We start from the raw sequence: 21566 nt of genomic DNA on the forward strand, positions 1-21566 counted from the left end.
TCAGTACACCGCCGTCCGGCCGCCGTCGACCGGGATCACGGCCCCGGTCGTGTACCCGGCGGCCTCGCTCGCCAGATGAACGACCAACCCGGCGATCTCTTCCGGCCGCCCCAGCCGGCCCGCGGGGAGCCGGTCGACGATCTTGCCGACGAACTCGTCGTCCCAGTGCTCGGCCATATCCGTCGCGAACCCGCCCGGCATCACACAGTTCACCCGCACCGACGGGGCGTATTCCTGTGCGAACGCCATGGTGAGCGCATTGAGACCGTTCTTCGCCGCGGCGTACATCGCCTCGGGCGGGCTGGGCCGGACCGCGCCGATACTGGAGATATTGATGATCGAGCCGCCGCCGGCGGCGGCCATCCGGGCCCCCGCGACAGCCATCAGCCGGAACGGTCCCTTCAGGTTCACCTCGAGGGTCTTGTCCCACAGGCCCTCGGTCACCGCCGCCAGATTCTCGGCGAGTGGGGCGATCCCGGCATTGTTGACCACGATGTCGAGGCCGCCGAATTCGGCGATGATTCCGTCGACGGCGGGTTCTATGCCGTCCCACCTGCCCACGTGCAGTTCCAGCGGGTGCGCGCTGCCGGGGCCGTCACCCAGGGCCGCGACCGCCGCCTCGCAGGCCGCGAGTTTGCGGCTGGAGACGATTACCGTGGCGCCGGCATCCCGTAACCCGCGGGCGATCGCCAGCCCGAGTCCACGGCTCGCGCCGGTCACCAGCGCGACCTTTCCGGTCAGATCCGTTGTGCTCATCGGTGCTTTTTCAACTCCAGACGCGCGATGGTGCGCAGATGTACTTCGTTGGGGCCGTCGGCGATCTGCAGTGCCCGGGTGATCGCGTGCATCCGGGCCAGCACGGTGTCGTTGCTGACCCCGGCCGCGCCGAAGGTCTGGACCGCCCGGTCGACCACCGTGTGTGCCACCTCCATGGCCGCCACCTTGATCGCGGCGACCTCCGAGCGCGCCGCCGCGTTGCCCTTGGTGTCCATCAGCCAGGACGACTTCAGGACCAGTAGACGGATCTGGTCGATCTCGATCCGGCTGCGCGCGATCCACTCCCGCACCACACCCCGGTCGGCCAGCGGACCCCCGAACGCGGTGCGCTCCAGCGCACGCCGGCACATCAGATCCAGGGCGCGTTCGGCCATTCCGATGGCCCGCATGGCGTAGTGCATCCGGCCCGGGCCCAACCGGCCCTGCGCGATGGCGAATCCGTCGCCTTCGGCGCCGAGCATATTCGCCGCCGGCACCCGGACATCGGTGAACTGGACCTCGCCGTGGCCGAGCCGGTCGTGGAAACCGAACATCGGCAGGTCCCGCAGAACTTCGACGCCCGGTGCGTCGGCGGGGACCAGGATCATGCTCTGCTGTCGATAGGTCGGCGCCTCCGGATCGGATTTGCCCATGAAGATCACGAGTTTGCAATCCGGGTCGAGAATTCCGGAGGTATACCATTTTCGGCCGTTGATGACGTAATCGTCGCCGTCGCGGCGGATGGTCGACGTGATATTGGTGGCGTCGGAACTGGCGACAGCGGGTTCGGTCATGGCGAAAGCCGACCGGATCTCGCAATCCAGCAGCGGCCGCAACCACCGCTCCTTCTGTTCCTCGGTCCCGAACATGGCCAGGATTTCCATATTCCCGGTATCGGGCGCCGAACAGTTGATCGCCTCGTTACCGATGATCGACCGGCCGACCATTTCGGCGAGCGGCGCGTATTCCAGATTGGTGAGTCCGGCGCCCAATCCGTCGTGGGTCATGAAAAGGTTCCACAGACCCAGTTCCCGGGCCCGGGCCTGCAATTCCCGCATGATCTGCGGTTGTTCGTGCGGATTGTCCGCCGCGGCGATCTGCTCGTCGTAGACCCGCTCGGCCGGATAGACGTGGTCGTCCATGAATCGGCCGAGCTTGTCGAGCAGGTCCGCCGTGCGGGCGGAGTAGGAGAAATCCACAGTGCGGCTCCTGAACTGGGGGAGGAGACCTCAACCGGCGAGCAGCGCGGTCCCGGTCTCGATGAGGCGGTCGATGGTCGCGGGTAGCTTTTCCTGGTCCGGGTCGTGGTGCCGGCCTTCGCGGTGCCGTCGCAGGTTGTGGCCCATGATGGCGGCCATCTTGAGCCGGCCGAGCGCGTCGAACCAGGGCAGTTCCGGTAGGTCGGTGCCGCCCGCGCGGTACAGCTCCACCAGTTCGGCGGCACTGGGCAGCCCGGGCACCGTGCGGCCCACGCCGGGGAAATTGGTGCCGTCGGCGAAGACCAGGAACCAGCCGAGCTCGACCCGGGGGTCGCCGGCGCTCCAGATCTCCCAGTCGATCAGCGCGACGGGTTCGGTGCCCGCGGCGATGATGTTGCCGAGCCGGTAGTCACCGTGCACGAGGGCGGGTGCCAAGGGTTCCGGAACGCGGCGGCCGAGTAGTTCGAGCAGACGGTCACCGCCGGTGACCAGCTCCGGCGGTACCGCACCGAGCGTGCGGGCCCAGCGGGCCAGTTCGTCGGCGGGGGTCAGCGCGGGTTCGATTCCGGGCACCGCGTCGAGAGCGACCGCGTGTAGCCGGGGCAGCACCTCGGCCGCGCGGCGCATCCGGGCCGCGGCGAGATCCGGCGCCACGGCCGGATCGTCGAGTACGGGTTCCAGCGATTCGCCGGAGACGAATTCCATGGCGAACCAGGCCGGTTCGCTCTCGTCCGTGACGACGATGCGCGGCACCGGGACCCCGGTCGGCGCCAGCGCGCGCATGATCCGGGCCTGGCGCAACATATCGTGGCGGCCGATGGGTTCGCGGCCCTCGGGTACGGCTTTCACCACATAGGTCCCGCCGGTCGTCACCGCCCGGTAGGTGAGTCCCGAATGGCCGCCCGGTAGGCGTTCGAAGGCGGTGAGTTCGTCCCCGAGCTCGGCGGCCAGCCGGTCGCGGACCCGGTGTTCCAGCGTCATGGGCGTGGCTCCTTGGGCAGGCCGAGTACCCGCTCGGCGATGATGTTGTGCTGGATCTCGTCGGTGCCGCCGGCGATCCGGTAGCCGGGTGCGCCCAGGACGTGCTCGGTCCAGGCGTAGGTTCCCCAGCGCCCCGAATCAGCGCCGAGGTCGCGGCCGAGCAGCAGCCGCACCACCTCCGAGGTGCGCGCCATGGTGTCGGTGGCCAGCAGCTTGCCCGCCGAGGCCTCCGGTCCTGGGTCGCGGCCCGCGACCACCGCCGCGGCGACCCGCATACCCGCCACCCGCTGCACATAGCTGCGGGTCACCAGGTCGGCGACCCGGTCGCGTTCCAGGTCGGACAGCTCGCGCCCCAGATTGCGGGCCAGGGTCACCGCCTGGTCGGCATTGGCCAGGCCCAGGGTCGCGCCGTCCAGGCGTTCGGCGGCGAGCACGGTCAGCGCGACCGGCCAGCCCTTCCCGGCCGGTCCGAGCCGCAGCCCGTCGTCGATCACCACGCCGTCGAGGTAGACCTCGTTGAACGAGCTGCCGCCGGTCATCTGCCGGATCGGGCGGACCGTGACACCCGCGGCATCCATGGGGACCAGGAATACGGTGAGCCCCGCGTGCTTGGCGGCCGCCGGATCGGTCCGGCACACCGCCACGCCCAGGTCGGCGACGCGGGCGCCCGAGGTCCAGACCTTGTGGCCGTCGAGGGTCCAGGTGCCGTCGGCGTTGTGGGTGGCCCGGGTCCGTACCGCGGCCAGATCGGAGCCGGCCTCGGTTTCGGAGAAGAGCTGGCAGGCGATGAGATCGGTGCGCAGCATGGCTCGGACATAGCGCTCCCGCTGTTCCGGCGTACCCCACTGTTCGATGGTCGGCGCCACCAATTGCTGGGTGACCGAGAACATTTCGGTTCGCCGCGGTACCTCGAACTCCGCTTCGGCACGCCGGAACGCGAGCACATAGGACATCGGCAGCCCGCGCCCACCGTATTCGGCGGCCCAGTTCAGCGCCCCCCAGCCCGCATCGAATTTGGTGCGCTCGTAGTCGCGGATCGCGTCGGTGTGCCGCCGCTCCTCCGCGGCGGTCCAGTTCTCGAATACGGCGACCGAATCGTCACCGTGACCCCAGGCTGCTTCGGTGCGGGGCGCGGCGACGCCGCGCAACCAGTCCCGGGCCGATTCGGTGAACTCGGCGAGATCCGGAAGTGTCTGTGTACTCACTGCGTTTTCCTCGCCCTCAAACCGAAAGGACCGTGCAGGCGCTGATTCCGGGAGCGCCGTAGACGTGTGTGAAACCGAGGCGCGGGCCGCCCGGCACCTGTCGTTCGCCCGCCTCGCCCCGCAGCTGGGTGACGATCTCGTGGACCTGCCGCAGCCCCGAGGCGCCGATGGGTTCGCCGTTGGCGATACAGCCGCCGTCGGTGTTGATCGGCAGCCGGCCGTCGATCTCGGTAGCGCCCGCGGCGATCAGTCCCTCCTGCGCGCCGTGCTCGCAGAACCCGCATTCGGCCATATGCATGATCTCCGCGCCGCTCTCGGTGTCCTGGAGCTGGGCGACGTCGATCTCGCCGGGTCCGATCCCGGCCTGCTCGAAGGCCGCCGTGGCGGCATCGGTACTGACGCTGGTCGGTTCCCCGGTGCCCTGGACCGCGGGGCTGAACACCTCGAAGGAGCCGAAGCGCCGGGTGCGATGACTGATCGCCCGCAATCGCACCGGGCGCCCGCCGAGCCGGCGCACGGCGGCCTCGCTCGCGACGACCACGGCCGCGCCCCCTTCGCCGGGGGAGCAGAACATGAACTTGGTGAGCGGATCGTTCACCATATCCGCCGCGGCGATCTGCGCTGCCGGGATCGGCTCCCGCCGCCAGGCATTGGGATTGCGGCTGCCGTTGCGGTAGGCCTTCTCGGCGACCTTCGCCAGCGTCGCCGCGGAGATATCGTGCTCGCGCATATAGCGGCCGATCTTGGCGCCGAAGAACTGGGTGGTCACCATGAGTCCGGCCGCGCCGTAGCCCTCGGGCAGACCCCAGTCGGCGGGGTCGGGGTCGAACGCCCCGCGCGGATGTTTGTCGAAGCCGACCGCGAGCGCGATCTCGGCGGCGCCGGACCGCACCGCGTTGACCGCGGAGAACAGCGCGCTGCCGCCCGTCGCGCAGCCGTTCTTGACATTGGTGAACGGGATACCGGTGAAACCGAGTTCGGCGACCAGGGTGTCGGCCAGTCCCGACCCGTCGCTGCCGCCGAACGCGACCTGGATATCGGGCCAGGACAGTCCGGCGTCGGCCACCGCGGCGGTGATCGCCTCGACCGCCATCTGCCGCCCACTGACCCCGGGGCGGCGGCCGAAGCGCGACAGCCCGCTTCCGATGATCGAAACCTGCTCTGTCACCGGTCCTCGCTCTGCTGGGTGGTAGTGAACCGGGGGACCGGTGTGACCGCGACCAGTCGCACCGGCGCCCGGTCCAGGGCGGCGAAATCGTCGCAGTCGAGAATCGCCTCGATCTTGATCCCCTCGGGGAGTTCGACATAGCCGACCGCGTACGGGGTGAACCCCTCGGCGGGAACGACATACGGTGGCGATTTCGGTGGGAACCGCTGGACGGTGTAGGCCCAGACCACCCCGTCGCCGCTGAGCGGAAGCGGGTCGGCGGCCGGCCGGGCGCAGCGCGCGCAGATCGCGCTCGCCGGGTACCCGACCGTGCCGCACTCCCGGCACCTACTGCCTTCCAATACGGGTTTCACCTGCTCACCCATGTCGTTCCTTCCTATGGTCGGTCCGCCGATCGCTGGTTCAGCGACCGACCCACTTGGGTTCGCGCTTCTCGAGGAAGGCGTTGACACCCTCGCGCGCGTCCTCGGACTGCAGGGCGTTGCCGACCGCCAGATGTTCCATCACCATCAGCGACTGGATATCGGCATCCAGGCCGCGGTCGATGGTCATCTTGGTGAGCTTCATGGCGAACGGGCTCTTATCGATGATCGGCGCGATGAAATCGGCTACCAGCGCATCGAGTTCGGCCGCCGGGGCGGAGGCGTTGATCAGATCGAAGGCCTCGGCTTCCTTGCCCGAAAGCAGTTTGCCGGTGAGCATCAGCTCCTTGGTCTTGCGGATACCGATCATGCGCGGCAGGCGGTAGATCGGGCCCGCGCCACCGAAGAGTGCGCGGCGGATGTGGAAGTCGCCGATCTTGGCGTCGTCGGCGGCGACCGCGAAATCGCAGGAGATCATCAGCTCGAAGCCGCCCGCGGTGACGTAGCCCTCCAGCACCGCCACCGACGGAGTGTTCATCGAGTACAGGCGGTCGCAGACCTTCGCCGAGAGCACCGCGACATCCATCGCGTTGGTCTTGCCGACGTAGTTCTCCCGCAGTTCGTCCAGGTCGAAGCCCGAGCAGAAGGTGTTGGCCCGGCCGCGCAGTACGAGGACCTTCAGCTCGGGGTCGTTGTCGACCTCGACGATGATCTCATCGAGCCGGTGCAGCAGCTCCACGGTGACCGCGTTCTTCTTGTGCGGCCGGTTGAGCCAGACACGCGCGATCTCGCCGTCTTTCTCCAGGACGATGTGGTCGGTGTCAACCATCGGGGGCCTCTTTCATTGTCCGTTATTGAACTGGATTCACTTCAGTTGTACTCGACGGCGCGGAGGGCGTCAATACAGAGTTCCGCGCCGGTCCGGGTCGGTCAGGCGCCGATCAGATCGGCGATGCGCGCGCGATGGGTGCGCGAATCGCCTTGTGCTGCTTCGTTTCCGAGCGCACGCCGGAAATAGGAGTGCACGGGATGCTCCCAGGTGAAGCCGACGCCGCCGTGCAACTGCACCGCTTCGGAGGCCGCGAGTACGGCCGCGTCGGTGCACACGGCACCCGCCACCGCCACGGCCAGTCGTGCCGAGTCGGGGTCCTCGGCGTACAGGGCGGCGGCATACCGGGACGCCGATCTCGCGCGTTCCAGCTCGACCAGTAGATCGGCCAGTCGGTGTTTGACGGCCTGGAAGGAGCCGATCGGCCGCCCGAACTGCCGGCGGGTGCGGACGTAGTCGACCGTGAGATCCAGCAGGTGCTCGACGATGCCGGTGTTCTCACAGGCCGTGGCGAGCGTGGCCAGATCGTGCAGCCGCGCGACGGCGGCGGGTGTCGATTCCGGTGTGGTCAATGCGACGGCCGGGCAGTCGCGGACGGTGAGGTCGGCCTGTCTGCGGGTGGGGTCCAAGACCCGGCGTGGGCTACGGACGGCCTCCGGACCGGGCCGCAGGGCGAAGAGGCGGCGGCCCGCGGGGGTATCCGCCGAGGCCACCACGATATCGGCGGTCTCGCCGCCCGGTAGGTGGGTGACCGTGCCGTCGACGTGCCAGGCGCCGGCTTCGGGACGGGCCCGCAGTGCGTCGGTCGCCGGATCGAGGGTGCCGACGGTGGCGAGCGACCGGCCGGCGAGGACCTCGGCGAAGAGTTCGGTGGGCTCCCCGGCGCCCGGCAGCAGTGCCTGAACGCCCAGGATCGCCGAGCTGATCACGGGCTCGCAGACCAGGGCCCGGCCGCATTCCTCGAGGACGACGGCCAGCTCGGCGGTGCCGTAGCCCAGCCCGCCCTGTTCCTCCGGAACGGCGAGCGAGGTCACCGACATCTCGTCGACGAGACGTCGCCACAGCGGTTCGGAGTATCCGCTCGCGGATTCCGCAGCCGCGCGGACCTGGTCGATACCGCTGTGCCTGGCGAGCAGCGCCCGCAGTGTTTCGCGCAGTTGTTCCTGTTCGGGGCCGGGCGTGAGGGCCGCCGGTTCCGCCCGCGGCCAGGGAACTTCGACGGCAGCTGCTGAGGTCGGGGACATGATTCTCCGGTTGACTTGAGTTCAATTCGGCAAACCGAGCCTAGCGGTTCGCGGTCTCGACAAGAAGTGGTTTGCTGAACTAAGTTCATTTCATGAGCTACGTGATCGAGGAGTACTACGCCACCGTCGACAGTGGCGGCTTGCGGGACGCGGTGGCGTTGCTGGCCGAGGACGTGGACTTCACGATGGTCCTGCCCACCGGGGTGAAACGGGGCCGCGGCCGCTCGGCCATGTTCGATTACCTCAGCGGCCGGCCGCCGGTGAACCGCAAACACGTGCTGCTGCGGGTGGCCGCCGACGGCGACGTGCAGTTCGCCCACGGCGCCGTCACCGAGAACGACACGGTGACCACCGGATACTTCGTGGCCGCGATGCACCTGGACGTGGCGGGGCTCATCGACCGGTATCAGGTCACGTTCAGCGCGGACTTCGCGCTCGTGGACCGGTCCTCGACCGAAGGAGAACAGAAATGACGACGGATGTGCTGGTGCTGGCCCGGTGGTTCGGTTATATGGATTCCGACGATCCCGATCGGGTGCTCGGCATGATCTCCGACGATTTCACCATGTCGGTGCAGTTCTCCAAGGGATCCGGGGCGAGCGCCGAGTTCGTCGGGGATCGGGCGGGCCTGGTCGCCTACCTCGCCCAGCGTGAGAAGAGCACCCTGGTCCATCACATCGACGTGGGCGCGGTGGTCGGCGAATACGAACTCGTGCTCGGTCGTACTACCCGTGCCGGGGAGTTCGAGGCGTCGTTCAACGCCACCGCCCAGCTCGACGCCACCGGTGCGGTGCGCCGGCTGCTCATCGCCCGGACGCCCGAGGTCGCCTTCGCGCGCTGAGCGGTGCGGGCCCGGGCCCGTCCGACAAGGAGGACCACCGATGAATCGCCGCCTTTGCCTGGCCCGGCGCCCGGCCGGAAAGCTGAGCGTCACCGATCTCGAGCTGATCGAGGAACCCGTTCCCGAACCCGGTCCGGGCGAGATACTGGTGCGCAACACCTGGCTGTCGATCGACCCGTCCATCCGCATCCGGCTGGCCGAGACCACACCCGATGGGTACCTGCCGCCGCTGCGGCCGGGCGCAGGTCTCAGCGGTCTCGCACTCGGCGTGGTCGCCGAGACCCGTCATCCGGACTACGCCGTGGGCGATCTGGTCTCCCACACCCTCGGCTACCGCGAATACGCGCTGGTGGGTGCCGGGGCGCAGACCATCGGCGGCTACGGTGCGCCCACCCGGATCGAGGCCGGGGACCTGCCGCCGCAATGGTTCCTCGGGCCGCTGGGCAGTGCCGGACTCACCGCGTATGTGGGACTGATCGAGATCCTCGAGCTGACCGCGGCGGACACGCTGTGGGTGTCGTCGGCCGCCGGTGCGGTCGGCTCGCTCGCCGCACAACTCGCGGTGTTGCGCGGCGCCACGGTGCTCGGCTCGGCGGGGAGCCCGGACAAAGTCGCCTACCTGCGCGACGAACTCGGCATCGCGGCCTTCGACTACCACCAACCCGCCCTCGCCGAATCGCTGGCCGCGCTCGCGCCCAACGGAATCGACGCGTATTTCGACAATGTCGGTGGTGACCATCTGACCGCGGCGCTGGACGCCCTGCGCCCGCAGGGCCGGATCGCGCTGTGCGGTGCGGTGTCCGGTTACGACGCCGCCGCCCCGGCCGGTCCGCCGAACCTGTTCACCATGGTGGCGAAAGGACTGCGCATGCGGGGTTTCCGGGCCGGATCCTTCAACCACCTCGAAGCGCCGATGCGCGCCGAAGTCGGTGCGCATCTCGCGGCCGGACGACTGGTCCACCGGGAATCGGTGTTCGAGGGGATCGAGCAGGCGGCGGCCGCCCTGGTGGCGATGCTGTCGGGCGCGACCACTGGTAAAACACTGTGCCATCTGGCCTGACGAGTGCCGTGGTACTCAGCGGTCGCGCTGGGCGCGGCCCATATTCCGTTCCCGCTCCCGTTCGGCCGCCGTGGCGAGATAGTCGCCGAGTTCGCGGCGGAGGGTGGTGTCGAGCGACCGGGCCAGACTGGTGTGCACCGCGGCGACACCGAGTTCGCGCATCGTATTGAGCATGCGGGTGGTGGCGGCGATCTCGTCGTTGGAATCCGGTAGCCAGCCGGGCCCGTGCTCGTCGACGATATGTTTCTTCGCCGCGTTGATGAGCAACTCGCTGATATCGTCGATCCGCGTCGCGACCTCGGCGTACACCGAGATCAGCGTGCCCAGTTCCACCCCGTACTCGTGGAGTTCGGTGAACGAGGTGAGCAGCTGGGTATCGGTGATCACCACCGTCTCGCCGTCCACCCGGACCAGACCCATCCGGCCCAGCTGCGCCACCAATTCGTCGGTCTGCTCACCGAGGATGGTGGCGAGCAGCTCCCGGGGGACCTCGAAGGTCTCCTCCTCCGACCAGTTCGCGGTGACGGCGTGCTGCAGACCCAGCACCTCGGTGAGGTCCTTACCGGTTTCCCAGCTGGTGATGAAATCGGCGATATGCGCGGTGGTGAAACCGCGCTGCAGCAGCGCGTCGATGAGGCGGAGCCGCTCGAGATGGGAATCGTCGTAGATACTGGCCCGGCCGTCACGGTCGGCCGGGGGTGGTAGCAGTCCGCGTTCCTGATAGGCGCGGACATTGCGGGAGGTGGTGCCCGCGGCGCGGGCGAGATCATCGATCCGGTATCGCGCCATGAATCCGCACCTCCCTCGCCCGCCTGCGCCGGTGACTCCGGCTCGCCGAATCCGAGTCTAGCCGCCGGCTATGAGACCGATGCCACCGTCGGCGCGATCCGCGGCTCGGCCGCCACCACCGCGTAGTCGTCGAGATCGACCTCGCGCAACTGGTTGCGGTACTGGGTGGCGAACCCGGGGTACATGGTGGCGTTGAACCCGTCCTCGGTCAGGTACCAGCTGCGGCAGCCCGAGTTCCAGGTGGTCGCGCCGAGCCGACGCTGGATCGCCGCGTTGTAACGCTCTTGGCGCTCGGGGCGCACCTCGAGCATCCGGAGATCACGGTCGAGGATCAGGCCGATCGCCTGTACCAGGTAGTCGATCTGCGCTTCCATGTACACCAGGGCCGAGTTGTGTCCCGGGCCGGAATTGGGTCCGAAGGTCAGGAACAGGTTCGGATACCCCGAGACCGCGACACTGCGGTACGCGAACGCGCCGCGCCGCCATTCCTCGGCGAGTACCCGGCCGTCGCGACCGGTGATCGGTATCGGCGTCCCCGTTGTGGAGACCTCGAATCCTGTGGCGAACACGATGCAGTCGGCGCGATGCTCGATCCCCTCGGCGGTCCGGATACCGTCCGGTGCGATCCGGGCGATCGGCCAGGTGATCAGTTTGCAGTTCTCTCGTTGCAGCGCCGGGTAGTAGTCGTCGGTCATGAGCAGTCGTTTGCAGCCCGCCCGGAAATCGGGGGTGAGCTGCCGGCGCAGCCACGGGTCGGCGACCTGCCGCCGCAATTGCGCCCGGCCGACCATTTCGACCACCCGGGTCAGTGGGGTGTTCCAGACGACGCCGAGCGCCACCGATTCGTGTCCGTAGAACCATGCCTGCCGCGCGAGGGTCTGCGCGCCGGGAACGTGCCGGTAGAGCTCTTTGGCGAGGGCGCCGGTGCGCCGGTTCACCCGGGGCAGGACCCAGCCGGGGGTGCGCTGGAAAACCTTCACCGAACCGGCCCGTTCCACCAGTTCCGGAATGATCTGCACCGCACTGGCTCCGGTGCCGACGACCGCGACCCGTTTTCCGGCGAAATCGTAGTCGTGGTCCCAGCGGGCACTGTGGATCGTATGGCCGGCGAAGGAGTCGATGCCCGGGATATCGGGGTAGCCCGGTTCGGTCAGCGGTCCGGACGCCAGCACCACCGCGCGGGCGCGGACTTCCCCGGAGCCCGCGATCGAGATCTCCCAGGTTCCGGTGGACTCGTCGAATTCCATTCCGGTGACGTTGTGCCGCAACCGGATATGGGGCGCGATACCGGATTTCGCCACCATCGCGTCGATATAACCCAGGATCTCACCGCTCCCGGAATAGGTGTGCGACCAGTCCGGATTGGGCGCGAAACTGTAGGAGTAGAGCCGGGAGGGAATATCGCAGGCCGCGCCGGGATAGGTGTTGTCTCGCCAGGTTCCGCCGATGGCGTCGCCGCGTTCGAACACCGCGAAATTAGTGATACCGCGGTCCCGGAGCCGGATGGCCGCGCCGATTCCGGCGAATCCCGCCCCGATCACGGCGACATCGAGCGGGGCTGTGCTGGTCGTGGTCATGGTTGTCCTCGTCACGCGGCGGGGGTGTAGGTGATTTCCTTCGACCAGCTCGGGTCCTTGCGCAGCAGCCGTCGCGGAATGGCCCCGGTGACCTTCACCAGGGTGTCCGCGAGCAGGTGATACGGGTGGCCGCGGTCGACGACCCAGTCACCGTGCCTCTTCACGATCTGGTACATCGGCAGCCGGCGCGCGAACTCGCTGCGCTCGCCCACCTTCCGGTAGCGCTCGAGCGCCGAGTACAGCTTCTTCTCATCCACTCCCATCGCGACGATGTTGTCGCGCATCTTGTTCAGCAGCGGCATATAACTCAGTACGCCGATCAGGAAGGTCGGTTTCACCCAGCCGCCGACCAGTTCGATGAGCAGTTTGCGCATCTCGGCGTGGCCCAGCACATCCATCACCGCGAAATCGACTGCCAGATGCCGGGATTCGTCGGCATTGATCCGCCGGAACGCCTCCTGGCACACCGGGTCGTCGATCTCGTCCATGATGAATTTGACGAGTGCGCCGTCCAGCGCCACCTCGAGCATCGGGATCACCGTCCCCAGGAACGACAGCGACATCTCGTCGGCGTATTTGTCCAGGAAATCGATCACCAGTTTGACATTGATATTCGGCTGCGGGATCTCGTCACCCTCGAGCATGCCCCAGCGCCGCATCAACGCCAGTTCGGCATTCGCGTGCTTCTGCTCCTCGGCGTGGAAATAACGGTAGATCTCCCGCAAGGTCTCATCGGGGGCCTTCTTGGCCATGGCGGCGAATCCGCGCGCCCCCACGTTCTCGATCCACATCAGATCCGACATGAACGGTTTCAGGCGCGCGTGCTGTTCGGGGGTGATCGTTTCGGCGCCCGGCGCGTCCCAATCGATATCGGCCAGTGCCCACTGGCGGTCCTTGATCTTGCCGAGCATGTCCTGGAAGTCCATGGTCGCCATATCAGACTCCTGTTCTCTGGGTGGTGGTCGGCGTGGCGGGCGCGTCCTGCGGCAGCAGCCGCTCGAGCAGGCCCGCCACGGTCGTGTACGGTCCGGGAAAAGCGCGTTTGAGCAGCCAGATCAGCTGGGCGTCGGGCTGGGGGAGAACATGCAACCGGCCGCGATCGTGCGCGTCGAGGGTGATGCGGGCGACGCGCTCGGGGGAGAAGCCGGTCCAGCGCATGAGGGTGTCGGCGAGGTCACGCGAACCTGTGGTGATGCGCCCGTCCCGGGTGACATTGGTCCGGACGAAGGTGGGGCAGAGTACGGTGACCGCGATATCGGTGCCGCTGAACTCCGCGGCCATCGTCTCCGACAGGGCGAGCACGCCGGCCTTGGACGTGTTGTAGACCGCCATCGAGGGCGCGGCCGCGAAACCGGCGGCCGAGGCCACATTGATGATGCCGCCGCGGCCGGTGGCCCGCAGCCGGGGTGCGAAGATCTCGCATCCGTGCACCACACCCCACAGGTTGATACCGAGCGCCCACTCCCAGTCGCCGAATCCGATCTCGCCGACCGGTTTCCCGCCGATTCCGACGCCGGCGTTGTTGACCATCAGCGAGACCGGACCGTCGAATACCGAGTCGGCGAACCGGGCAAGGATCTCCACATCCTCCCGGCGGGCGACATCGCAGCGGAAGGTGTGGGCGGCGCCGGGGTGTTCGCGTTCGATGAGGGCCACCGTTTCCGCGGCGCGGCTCTCGTCGATATCGGCGCAGACGATCTGGCCGCCCCGGGCGGCCAGTTCGCGGGCCAGGGCACGGCCGATTCCGCTCCCGGCGCCGGTGACCACCGCGCGGGCGCCGTGGGTGCGGCCCGAACCGCCGAACGGCAGGAGGTTGCGCAGGGCTGTCATCTCAGCTCACTTTCCGTGGGGTGCCGACCGTGAATGCCGCGCACAGGAATTCGGCGGCCCGGCCCAGGGCGGCGTCGGCCTCGGGAGCCAGGCGCGGCAGCGCCTGGAACACATGCACCTGGCCCGGCCAGATCTCGAGCGTGCAGTCACCGCCCGCGGTCCGCACCATCGTGTGCAGGTGCCGGGCGTCGGCGCTGAGCATCTCGGCGCCGCCGGCCTGGACCAGCATCGGCGGCAGCGCGGTGCCGGCCGCGACGGTGAGCCGCAGCCGCGGGGTGTCGTCGGGGTGCCCGCTGGTGTAGACCCGGGGGAGCCGGCGGGCGGCCCGGGCCGAGATCACCGGATCGCGCCGCCGCCGTTCCTGGTCGGTCGCCAGGGCGAAGGTGAGATCGATCAGCGGGGAGAACAGGGCGACGGCGGCCGGCTGTGCCGCACCCCGGGCGGCGTTCTCCAGGAGGAGGTCGAGGGTGAGGTGCCCGCCCGCGGAATCGGCGGCGATCACCAGGTCGTGCGCCGCGAAGCCCTGGCCGAGCAGCCACTCGAAACCGGCGGCGATATCGTCGGCGGCGGCCGGGAAGCGATGCTCGGGGGCCAGCCGGTAGTCCACGACGAATACGGGCAGTCCGGTGTCGCGGGACAGCCGGGAGGCCAGGCCGCGATGGGTCCGGGCCGAGCAGAGCACATATCCGCTGCCGTGCACGTAGTAGATGGCCCGGTTACCGGCCCGGACGCCGGGGGCGCGCACCCATTCGCCGCGGACACCGGCGGCCCGGACCTCCTGGACGGCTGTTCCGCGCAGGGGCGGCCCGGCCAGTTCCATGATCGTCGCGATGAGGGTGCGGGCGAACAGTACGCCCGGCGGGTTCAGCGGCACCGCGCAGTTGATCGGGCGCAGCCCGTATTCCGCCGCGGTCGCGGCCAGCTGTGAACGCAGCGAGGGCGTCCGTGGCACATCGGAGCGCGAGGTCCTCGTCGACCTAGTCATGCGTTCAGAATCATTCACCAATGTGCCATTTGTCAATGGCGGATTATGGGCACCCTGGGTGAGGAGAGTCCGCGTGGCACGCCCGGGCGGTGCGCGGTGGTGCGGCACGATGAGGGGATGAATATCGACCTGTCCGGACGGCACGCACTGGTCACGGGTTCCAGCCAGGGCATCGGCCTGGCCATCGCCACCGCGCTGGCGCGGGCCGGTGCGTCGGTGATCGTGAACGGGCGCGGGCCGGATAAAACCGAAGCGGCCCGCACTCGCATTCTGGAGGAGGTGCCCGGGGCCTCGGTGCGCGCCGTCGCTGCCGACCTGTCCTCCGCGGTGGGGGCCGGAATAATGCAGGAGAAGGTCCCCGAGGTGGACATCCTCGTCAACAATCTCGGGATCTTCGAGGCGAAACCGGTACTAGAGATCGACGACGACGACTGGCGGCGCTACTTCGAGGTCAATGTACTGTCCGCCATCCGGCTCATCCGAATGTATCTGCCCGGCATGATGCAGCAGGGTTTCGGTCGCGTCATGAACATCGCCAGCGATTCGGCGGTGGTGACCCCGCTCGAAATGGTGCACTACGGCACGACGAAAACCGCGCTGCTCGCCGTCACCCGCGGATACGCGAAAGCCGCGGCGGGTACGGGGGTCACCGTCAATTCCGTGATGGCGGGTCCGACCCAGACACCCGGCGTCGAGGATTTCGTCCGCGACCTGGTCGGCTCCGAACTGCCCTGGGAGGAGGCCCAGCACCGCTTCATGCAGGAGCATCGTCCGCATTCGCTGATCCAGCGACTGATCGAACCCGCCGAGATCGGCAATATGGTGGTCTACCTCGCCTCGGATCAGGCCTCCGCCACGACCGGGGGCGCGGTCCGTGTGGACGGCGGCTACATCGATTCCATCCTGCCCTGAACGGGTCGCTCGATCGCCGTGCCGCGGCGGTCGAGCGGTATCAGGCGATGTCGAATTCGGTACTGGTCCCCACGATCGGCTCCAGGCGGCCGCCGGGGGTGAGCCGATCCGCGAAGTGCACGAAACGATGACGTCCCGGTGCGGCATCGGTGGGGATATCCCAGGTGAAGGATGCCACCGAGGTCCCCGGGCCGCGTGTGCTCCAGTGGAAGCGCACGGCCCATTCGCCCTCGTTCGCGACGCGCACCCACCTCCCGTCCACCAGCCGCTGCACCTCCAGGAAGGTGCCGTTGCGGCGGGGGTTGTGTTTCGGGTGGGCGGAGGCGAATTCCACCTCGGCCCGGGCGCCGCGGGTGTAGTGCGCGGCCGGCGGGGTGAGTGTCGCGCCGAAGTCGTGTCCCGGCAGGGCGGTATCTGGGCCGGGGGCGGGGACGAAGTCGGGTTGCAGATGCGAGAGGTCGCGCGGGGCCGGGCCCCGATCGACGGCCGCGCCGGTGGCCAGCGCGGTGGCCAGTCGCGTGAACTCCTGCTGGTAGGCGGGCAGCGTGTACCGGCCGAACAGGGTGGACGCGCCCTCGTACTGCTGCGCGTCGTATTCCTCCGGCGTGGTGACGTATTCGTGGTAGGCGTTGGCGTACCCTTGGAGCAGTACCTGATCCAGCGCGACCCCGAGCGCCGCCGCCACTGCCCGGCGGACCCGCAGGCCGGCCACGATGGTGAACTCACCGCCGGCCGCCGCCAGATACAACTCGCCGAGGCGGACGATCTGGATCGGCACCACACTGGGCACCCACGGTGCCGGCGGCAGCAGATCGAACGGCACCGCGATCGCCTTGGGCGCCTGGGCATCGGCGAGCCAGCCGGGTGCGGGCTGATGTGGGTCGCCGAGGAAGTCGAGGAAGGGGTTGCGCACGCCCTCCGGAATCGGGCCGCCCGGCAGGCCCGGGCCGTCCTCGACGCTCCCGGCGAGTAGTGACACACCCGCGGCGGGCGGTGCGGTGCGGCGGGCGGCGCCGTCGGGCGTGAACCGTCCGTCGACCGCTATATCGGACAGGTCGATATAGCAGAACACCGACCCCACCGGGCCGTTCATGGGGCTCGCGGCCGCGACTGCCGCGCGGGCGGCGTCGTGCTGGCGCTCACCGAGGATGCGGGTGTTGTCGAATTCGTTGCCGGTCGGACCCGAACCGGGCCGCAGATCCAGGTTGGGTGACATATCACCGGCATTGGTCTGGGCGAAGGCGGCGACGTAACCCGGCGCGCCGTCCAGGTAGCGCACGCCGTGGTCGGTGTGCTCGCAGGCGAATGCCGCGTAACCCTTGTTGTCCGAGCTGATCAGCCGGTTCTTATTCGTCATCGAGGTGTTGTGGGTGGCGAACCAGGTGATCGCACCGACCTCTTCGCCGCCCTTGCCGATCGCTACCGTGGTGACCGCCGGATCGATCGCGTCCGGGAAGTGCGCCCGGTCCGCGGCGGGGTTGCGATCGAAGGCGACCCGGGACCGGTTGACGCTGGCGTTGTGCAATTCGGCACGGCCGAGGGCGAGCGTGCCGGGGGAGAGGTCGGCGTGCGCGGCCGCGATGGCTTCGACGAGACCGTTCACCTCGGCGTCGTACACCTGCTGTTTGAACCCGAGAATCGACAGGTTGTAGGCGTAGTCGTGAGCGGCCCCGCCGCAGACCGCGTGCGAATGCGTCGACGTGAGCAGGACATTGCGTTCGGTGTACAGATCGCCGAAACGGCGGCCCAGTTCGGTGAGCACGCCGCGGTGCACCGATTGGAAGATCATCGCGTTCTCGGCGACGGCGAAGACGACCCGCTCCGCCCCGGAAGCGAAGACGAACGCTCGCGCGCGGGGGCGCAGGTGGATTCCGGCGGTGGTCTGATCCTGCTGGGAGTAGCCCATCATGCCGCATTCCGCGGCGGGCCCGGTGATATCGGAGATGCCCAGACCCACGAGATAGCCGCCGGGCGCGGCCTGTGCGTTGGCGGCGAGCCGCTCGCCGAGACCCGGCGCGATCGTGGTGAGTGCGCCCAGCGCGACCGTTCCGGCCGCCGCTCCCGCCAGTACCGTGCGGCGGGGGAACGCCGCCTGGTCGGAATCCGCGGGTCGTGCCGCGGACCGGGTTTCGGAGGTTGCCACCATCGAGATGTCCTTCCTGCTCGACTGGCAGCGAACCACACTGTTGAACAAACGTCCAGATGCAGTCCCGGCCGGTCGCACCTCGAATGCGCACCGCGCCCGATGCTCTCGGCGAGTAGCGGTCTCGTTCGGCTGGAACGGCGGCGGTCTCGTTCGGCTGGAACGGCGGCGGTCTCGTTCGGGCGGCGGTCTCGTTCGGCTGGAACGGCAGTGTTCCCGTCCGGCCAGAACTGCGGCAGCGCCATATCGGGCCGATCGATGATCTGCTCGGGTCAGTCCGGGAGCAGCGGTACCGACAGACCTTCACCGTGCCGTAGAAGCGCGGCGCGGGTGACCGCCCCGGAGCCGAACCGGGTGCGCAGTGCATCCAGGGCGGTGTCCAACGCCGGCGCGGCCTCCTGGTCGAACGGCAGGGCGAGCTGCCTGGGGTCGGCGTTCTCCAGATTCGTCAATGCCAGCCCGATCAGGGTCAGCCCGCGTGCGGTGATCAGCGGCATCGCCTCGGTCAGCAGGCTCCGGGCGGCCCGCAGGATCGTCTCGGTGTGGTCGGTGGCCGCGGGCAGGGTGTGCGACCGGGTGGCGCGGGTGAAATCGTCGAACCGCATCCGCAGCACCACCGTGCGGCAGCTCCGCCGGGCGGCCCGTAGCCGGCGGCCGAGCCGGTCGGTGAGGCCGTGCAGATATGCCTCGATTTCCGCCGGCGGGTGCGGCCGGCGGCCCAGCGCGCGCTGCGCACCGAGGGATCGTCGCCGCCGCCCCGTCTCCACCCGTCGTGGATCGCGCGCCCAGGACAGCGCGTGTAGATGCCGGGCCGCGGCCACGCCGACGATCGGCCGCAGCCCCGCCTCGCCAAGCTCCGCCAACTGTCCGATTCGCTCGATACCGTGCGCGTGCAGGGCGCGTTCGGTCACCGGGCCCACACCCCACAGTCGGTGCACCGGCAGCGGATGCAGGAACCCGAGCTCCTCGGCCGGTTCCACCCGCAGCAACCCGTCCGGTTTCGCGACCGCGCTGGCCACCTTGGCCAGGAACTTCGTCCCCGCGATGCCGACCGAGATCGGCAGCCCGACCTCCCGCCGCACCCGCACCCGCAGATCGGCGGCAATGGCCTCGGGTTCACCCGCGATCCGGCGCAGTCCCGCGACATCGAGAAACGCCTCGTCGATCGATATTCCCTCCACGATCGGGGTGGTATCGGCGAAGATCTCGAACACCGACCGGCTGGCCTCGGCGTAGACCGGCATCCGCGGCGGGACCACCGTCGCCTCCGGGCACAGGCTCAATGCCTTGCCGATGTTCATCGGCGTCCGGACACCCGCGGCCTTGGCCTCGTAACTGGCGGCCAGAACGACTCCGCCGCCCACCAGGACCGGTCTGCCGCGCAGCCGCGGCTGATCCCGCTGCTCCACCGAGGCATAGAAGGAGTCCAGGTCCGCGTGCAGGATCGACGCGTGATCCCGGGCGGCGATCCGCGGCCGCCGGGTGGGCCGTGCGGGCGGCGCGGTCTCCACCGGATCCTCGGGCGGCCCCGGCGCGGGGGCTCCCGGACCGTATTCGAACATATGTTCACACTAGCAGTGGGTGCGGTAAGCCCCGAAGGGATCGGCCGGGCGAACCGCGACGGATCAGAGCGGCCCGGGCCGAGAAGAGTGGCGGGTGGGCTCTGCTGCCCGAGAGTGTGTAGCTGCCCAGCCGACGAGGCGTGTGAGCCGGTCTTCGGATGCGGTGCCGGGTTCGGCGGTATAGGTGATCAGGTTGTGCACGGCTCGGCCGGGCAAAGGTAGGTCGAGGTCCCGGAAGGTCAGTTCCAGGTGGCCGACGTCGGGGTGCTGGAGCCGTTTGATGCCGTCGTGGCGAATCAGGACATCGTGTGCGGCCCATAGGCCGCGGAACTCGGGGCTGAGGGCGCACAGCTCGCCGACGAGTTCGCGCAGTGCCCGGTCGCGGGGCTCGCGCCCGGCCTCGGCGCGCAGCAGGGCGGCGGTGGCATTGGCGGCGGCGTCCCAGTCGACGAAGAAGTCATGGGCGCCGAGGTCGAGGAAGACGTAGCGGGCGATGTTGGGGCGGCCGCGCCGGTCGATGGTGGCGCTGTCGAACATCGGCGCGAGCAGGGCTCGGGCCAAGGGGTTGCCGGCGACGATGTCCGTGCGGCCGTTGCGTACGAACGCCGAGGACATCGTCATGGAGTCGAGCAGCCACTGGACCTGGGGCGGGACCTCGACATCCCGGCGACGCGACGGCGTGCGACCCTCGGGCCGCGATGACCGGGCCAGGTCGAACAGGTAGGTGCGTTCGTCGTCGTCCAGTTGCAGGGCGCGAGCGACCGCGTCGAGCACGTCGTCGGACACGCCGCCGATATGCCCCTTCTCCAGCCGCGTGTACCACTCCGTGCTCACGCCGGCCAGGACGGCGACCTCCTCGCGCCGCAGCCCGGCGACCCGGCGACGGGTGTTGGCCGGCAGCCCCGCCTGCGTCGGGGTGATCTTGGCGCGCCGGCCGGCAAGGAAGTGCCGGACCTCGCCGCGATTTCCGGGCTGCTGCTCCATGTCGTTCACGGTAGCCGCTGGTTACGGCGCGAGGGGGGTTGAAGTCATACCCCCTATAAACGCGGCCTTCTCCGGTGGCGGCCATCGCGGTCTCCTGGGGATCGAACGTTCCGACACGATCCCAGTGGTGATGAGAAATGAGACCGGAGGTAGGCGATATGACGAGCCAGACGCTGACAGCGCCGGCGGTGGCGCTGGGCACGTGGGCCTGGGGAGACAGCGGCGAGGTGGGCGACGGCTATTTCGGCAGTCGGCTGACCGGGTCCGGCCTGCGAGAAGTCGTCGAGAAGGCACAATCGCACGGGTTCACCCTGTGGGATACCGCGGTGGTGTACGGCATGGGCCATTCGGAGACGGCCCTCGCTCAGGCGCTGAAGGGCCACGCCCGCAGCGAGTACCAGCTGTCGACGAAGTTCACCCCGCAGGTCGCGGGCGACGGCGACGATCCGGTCGCGGACATGCTGGAGCAGAGCCTCGACCGACTGGGCACGGACTATGCGGATCTGTACTGGATCCACAACCCTGCCGATGTGGCCCGTTGGACGCCGCTCCTGATTCCGCTGCTGCAGAGCGGCAGGATCAAACATGTCGGCGTCTCGAACCACAATATGAAGGAGATCGCTCTTGCCGATCAGATCCTCGGCGAGGCCGGCTTCCGTGTGGAGGCGGTCCAGAACCACTACAGCCTCCTGTACCGGAGCTCTGAGCGCGCGGGCATCCTCGATCACTGCCGCGAGCACGATGTGCGGTTCTTTTCCTACATGGTCCTCGAACAAGGGGCGCTGACCGGCAGGTACAGCCCGGCTCACCCGTTGCCGGAGGGCAGCAGCCGGGCGGCCGTGTACAACGGCGTCCTGCCACGGCTGCAGGTGCTGACGGACAGGATGGGGGCGATCGGCGAGGACCGGGGCGCGTCCGCCGCCGACGTCGCCACCGCCTGGGCCATCGCCAAGGGGACCACCCCGATCATCGGGGTCACGAAGGCGGGTTACATCGACGGGTTGGTCCGAGCTCACGGTATCGAACTCGCCGACGAGGAGATCGCGGAGTTGGAGGCGCTGGCGGATGCTGCGGCCGTCGACACGCGCGGCAGCTGGGAGCACGACATGGAGTAGTCGCCGACGGAAACCCCCGTTCGT

The 21566-nt window shown here is 68.8% G+C and carries 21 protein-coding genes; 5 read left to right on the forward strand and 16 right to left on the reverse strand.

Annotated elements, in window-relative coordinates; all coding sequences use genetic code 11:
* The 8 genes from IG75_RS0102760 to IG75_RS0102795 form a co-directional block, all read right to left on the reverse strand.
* Positions 1–756 carry an SDR family NAD(P)-dependent oxidoreductase gene (locus IG75_RS0102760; protein WP_030519535.1) on the reverse strand — a complete coding sequence of 252 codons (756 nt, stop codon included), beginning with the start codon at positions 754–756 and terminating at the stop codon, positions 1–3.
* A complete protein-coding gene (locus tag IG75_RS0102765) occupies positions 753–1955 on the reverse strand; it encodes an acyl-CoA dehydrogenase family protein (protein WP_030519536.1) in 1203 nt (400 codons plus the stop codon). The genes IG75_RS0102760 and IG75_RS0102765 overlap by 4 nt, the downstream gene beginning before the upstream one ends.
* A gap of 30 nt (positions 1956–1985) precedes the next feature.
* Positions 1986–2936: a phosphotransferase family protein gene (locus IG75_RS0102770; RefSeq protein ID WP_030519537.1), complete on the reverse strand. Its 951-nt coding sequence runs from the start codon at positions 2934–2936 to the stop codon at positions 1986–1988.
* Positions 2933–4141 carry an acyl-CoA dehydrogenase family protein gene (locus IG75_RS0102775; protein WP_030519538.1) on the reverse strand — a complete coding sequence of 403 codons (1209 nt, stop codon included), beginning with the start codon at positions 4139–4141 and terminating at the stop codon, positions 2933–2935. The genes IG75_RS0102770 and IG75_RS0102775 overlap by 4 nt, the downstream gene beginning before the upstream one ends.
* Positions 4142–4157: 16 nt before the next feature.
* On the reverse strand, positions 4158–5309 hold the full coding sequence (locus tag IG75_RS0102780; RefSeq protein WP_030519539.1) for a thiolase family protein: 1152 nt from the start codon (positions 5307–5309) through the stop codon (positions 4158–4160).
* Complete coding sequence (locus IG75_RS0102785; protein WP_030519540.1) at positions 5306–5674, reverse strand: Zn-ribbon domain-containing OB-fold protein; 369 nt, start codon at positions 5672–5674, stop codon at positions 5306–5308. Before IG75_RS0102785 ends, IG75_RS0102780 begins: the two co-directional genes overlap by 4 nt.
* A gap of 37 nt (positions 5675–5711) precedes the next feature.
* Positions 5712–6500: an enoyl-CoA hydratase/isomerase family protein gene (locus IG75_RS0102790; protein WP_030519541.1), complete on the reverse strand. Its 789-nt coding sequence runs from the start codon at positions 6498–6500 to the stop codon at positions 5712–5714.
* A gap of 101 nt (positions 6501–6601) precedes the next feature.
* The gene (locus IG75_RS0102795; RefSeq protein WP_030519542.1) at positions 6602–7744 is read right to left on the reverse strand and encodes an acyl-CoA dehydrogenase family protein; all 1143 of its coding nucleotides are present in this window, start codon (positions 7742–7744) and stop codon (positions 6602–6604) included.
* A gap of 92 nt (positions 7745–7836) precedes the next feature.
* Here IG75_RS0102795 and IG75_RS0102800 point away from each other — a divergent pair, with 92 nt between their 5' ends.
* The 3 genes from IG75_RS0102800 to IG75_RS0102810 are packed head-to-tail and all read left to right on the forward strand — an operon-like array spanning position 7837 to position 9645.
* Positions 7837–8217: a nuclear transport factor 2 family protein gene (locus IG75_RS0102800; protein WP_030519543.1), complete on the forward strand. Its 381-nt coding sequence runs from the start codon at positions 7837–7839 to the stop codon at positions 8215–8217.
* A complete protein-coding gene (locus tag IG75_RS0102805; RefSeq protein ID WP_030519544.1) occupies positions 8214–8585 on the forward strand; it encodes a hypothetical protein in 372 nt (123 codons plus the stop codon). Before IG75_RS0102800 ends, IG75_RS0102805 begins: the two co-directional genes overlap by 4 nt.
* Positions 8586–8625: 40 nt before the next feature.
* Positions 8626–9645: an NADP-dependent oxidoreductase gene (locus IG75_RS0102810; RefSeq protein ID WP_030519545.1), complete on the forward strand. Its 1020-nt coding sequence runs from the start codon at positions 8626–8628 to the stop codon at positions 9643–9645.
* Positions 9646–9660: 15 nt separating this feature from the next.
* Here the strand turns inward: IG75_RS0102810 and IG75_RS0102815 are convergent, their stop codons facing one another.
* The 5 genes from IG75_RS0102815 to IG75_RS0102835 all read right to left on the reverse strand — a co-directional run bounded on the left by IG75_RS0102815 (position 9661) and on the right by IG75_RS0102835 (position 14826).
* Complete coding sequence (locus tag IG75_RS0102815) at positions 9661–10434, reverse strand: MerR family transcriptional regulator (RefSeq protein WP_030519546.1); 774 nt, start codon at positions 10432–10434, stop codon at positions 9661–9663.
* 68 nt (positions 10435–10502) lie between these two features.
* Positions 10503–12011: a flavin-containing monooxygenase gene (locus tag IG75_RS0102820; RefSeq protein WP_030519547.1), complete on the reverse strand. Its 1509-nt coding sequence runs from the start codon at positions 12009–12011 to the stop codon at positions 10503–10505.
* A gap of 11 nt (positions 12012–12022) precedes the next feature.
* Positions 12023–12946 carry a ferritin family protein gene (locus IG75_RS0102825; protein ID WP_030519548.1) on the reverse strand — a complete coding sequence of 308 codons (924 nt, stop codon included), beginning with the start codon at positions 12944–12946 and terminating at the stop codon, positions 12023–12025.
* Position 12947: 1 nt separating this feature from the next.
* The gene (locus tag IG75_RS0102830; protein WP_030519549.1) at positions 12948–13841 is read right to left on the reverse strand and encodes an SDR family NAD(P)-dependent oxidoreductase; all 894 of its coding nucleotides are present in this window, start codon (positions 13839–13841) and stop codon (positions 12948–12950) included.
* A gap of 1 nt (position 13842) precedes the next feature.
* On the reverse strand, positions 13843–14826 hold the full coding sequence (locus IG75_RS0102835; protein WP_036512102.1) for an alpha/beta hydrolase: 984 nt from the start codon (positions 14824–14826) through the stop codon (positions 13843–13845).
* Positions 14827–14943: 117 nt separating this feature from the next.
* Between IG75_RS0102835 and IG75_RS0102840 the strand changes: the two genes are divergently transcribed.
* On the forward strand, positions 14944–15738 hold the full coding sequence (locus tag IG75_RS0102840) for an SDR family NAD(P)-dependent oxidoreductase (RefSeq protein WP_030519551.1): 795 nt from the start codon (positions 14944–14946) through the stop codon (positions 15736–15738).
* A gap of 40 nt (positions 15739–15778) precedes the next feature.
* On the opposite strand, the gene IG75_RS0102845 is transcribed toward IG75_RS0102840, so the two are convergent.
* The 3 genes from IG75_RS0102845 to IG75_RS0102855 all read right to left on the reverse strand — a co-directional run bounded on the left by IG75_RS0102845 (position 15779) and on the right by IG75_RS0102855 (position 20427).
* On the reverse strand, positions 15779–17884 hold the full coding sequence (locus IG75_RS0102845; protein WP_081876594.1) for a neutral/alkaline non-lysosomal ceramidase N-terminal domain-containing protein: 2106 nt from the start codon (positions 17882–17884) through the stop codon (positions 15779–15781).
* A 269-nt stretch (positions 17885–18153) separates the two neighbouring features.
* A complete protein-coding gene (dinB, locus tag IG75_RS0102850) occupies positions 18154–19443 on the reverse strand; it encodes a DNA polymerase IV (RefSeq protein WP_081876595.1) in 1290 nt (429 codons plus the stop codon).
* 63 nt (positions 19444–19506) lie between these two features.
* Positions 19507–20427 (reverse strand): helix-turn-helix transcriptional regulator, encoded by a 921-nt coding sequence (locus tag IG75_RS0102855; RefSeq protein ID WP_030519555.1) that lies wholly within the window; start codon positions 20425–20427, stop codon positions 19507–19509.
* Positions 20428–20585: 158 nt separating this feature from the next.
* Between IG75_RS0102855 and IG75_RS0102860 the strand changes: the two genes are divergently transcribed.
* The gene (locus IG75_RS0102860) at positions 20586–21542 is read left to right on the forward strand and encodes an aldo/keto reductase (protein ID WP_030519556.1); all 957 of its coding nucleotides are present in this window, start codon (positions 20586–20588) and stop codon (positions 21540–21542) included.
* Positions 21543–21566: the final 24 nt, after the last annotated feature.

Source organism: Nocardia rhamnosiphila NBRC 108938 (assembly GCF_000720425.1).
Classification (GTDB): Bacteria; Actinomycetota; Actinomycetes; order Mycobacteriales; family Mycobacteriaceae; genus Nocardia; species Nocardia rhamnosiphila.

Excerpts from the sequence above, each read along its gene's own strand:
- IG75_RS0102800 (WP_030519543.1), top strand. The coding sequence starts at position 7,837 with ATGAGCTACGTGATCGAGGAGTACTACGCCACCGTCGACAGTGGCGGC.
- IG75_RS0102805 (WP_030519544.1), top strand. The coding sequence starts at position 8,214 with ATGACGACGGATGTGCTGGTGCTGGCCCGGTGGTTCGGTTATATGGAT.
- IG75_RS0102770 (WP_030519537.1), bottom strand. The coding sequence starts at position 2,936 with ATGACGCTGGAACACCGGGTCCGCGACCGGCTGGCCGCCGAGCTCGGG.
- IG75_RS0102815 (WP_030519546.1), bottom strand. The coding sequence starts at position 10,434 with ATGGCGCGATACCGGATCGATGATCTCGCCCGCGCCGCGGGCACCACC.
- IG75_RS0102835 (WP_036512102.1), bottom strand. The coding sequence starts at position 14,826 with ATGACTAGGTCGACGAGGACCTCGCGCTCCGATGTGCCACGGACGCCC.
- IG75_RS0102860 (WP_030519556.1), top strand. The coding sequence starts at position 20,586 with ATGACGAGCCAGACGCTGACAGCGCCGGCGGTGGCGCTGGGCACGTGG.
- IG75_RS0102790 (WP_030519541.1), bottom strand. The coding sequence starts at position 6,500 with ATGGTTGACACCGACCACATCGTCCTGGAGAAAGACGGCGAGATCGCG.
- IG75_RS0102760 (WP_030519535.1), bottom strand. The coding sequence starts at position 756 with ATGAGCACAACGGATCTGACCGGAAAGGTCGCGCTGGTGACCGGCGCG.
- IG75_RS0102810 (WP_030519545.1), top strand. The coding sequence starts at position 8,626 with ATGAATCGCCGCCTTTGCCTGGCCCGGCGCCCGGCCGGAAAGCTGAGC.
- IG75_RS0102795 (WP_030519542.1), bottom strand. The coding sequence starts at position 7,744 with ATGTCCCCGACCTCAGCAGCTGCCGTCGAAGTTCCCTGGCCGCGGGCG.
- IG75_RS0102830 (WP_030519549.1), bottom strand. The coding sequence starts at position 13,841 with ATGACAGCCCTGCGCAACCTCCTGCCGTTCGGCGGTTCGGGCCGCACC.
- IG75_RS0102825 (WP_030519548.1), bottom strand. The coding sequence starts at position 12,946 with ATGGCGACCATGGACTTCCAGGACATGCTCGGCAAGATCAAGGACCGC.
- IG75_RS0102785 (WP_030519540.1), bottom strand. The coding sequence starts at position 5,674 with ATGGGTGAGCAGGTGAAACCCGTATTGGAAGGCAGTAGGTGCCGGGAG.
- IG75_RS0102845 (WP_081876594.1), bottom strand. The coding sequence starts at position 17,884 with ATGGTGGCAACCTCCGAAACCCGGTCCGCGGCACGACCCGCGGATTCC.
- IG75_RS0102820 (WP_030519547.1), bottom strand. The coding sequence starts at position 12,011 with ATGACCACGACCAGCACAGCCCCGCTCGATGTCGCCGTGATCGGGGCG.
- IG75_RS0102840 (WP_030519551.1), top strand. The coding sequence starts at position 14,944 with ATGAATATCGACCTGTCCGGACGGCACGCACTGGTCACGGGTTCCAGC.
- dinB (WP_081876595.1), bottom strand. The coding sequence starts at position 19,443 with ATGTTCGAATACGGTCCGGGAGCCCCCGCGCCGGGGCCGCCCGAGGAT.
- IG75_RS0102855 (WP_030519555.1), bottom strand. The coding sequence starts at position 20,427 with ATGGAGCAGCAGCCCGGAAATCGCGGCGAGGTCCGGCACTTCCTTGCC.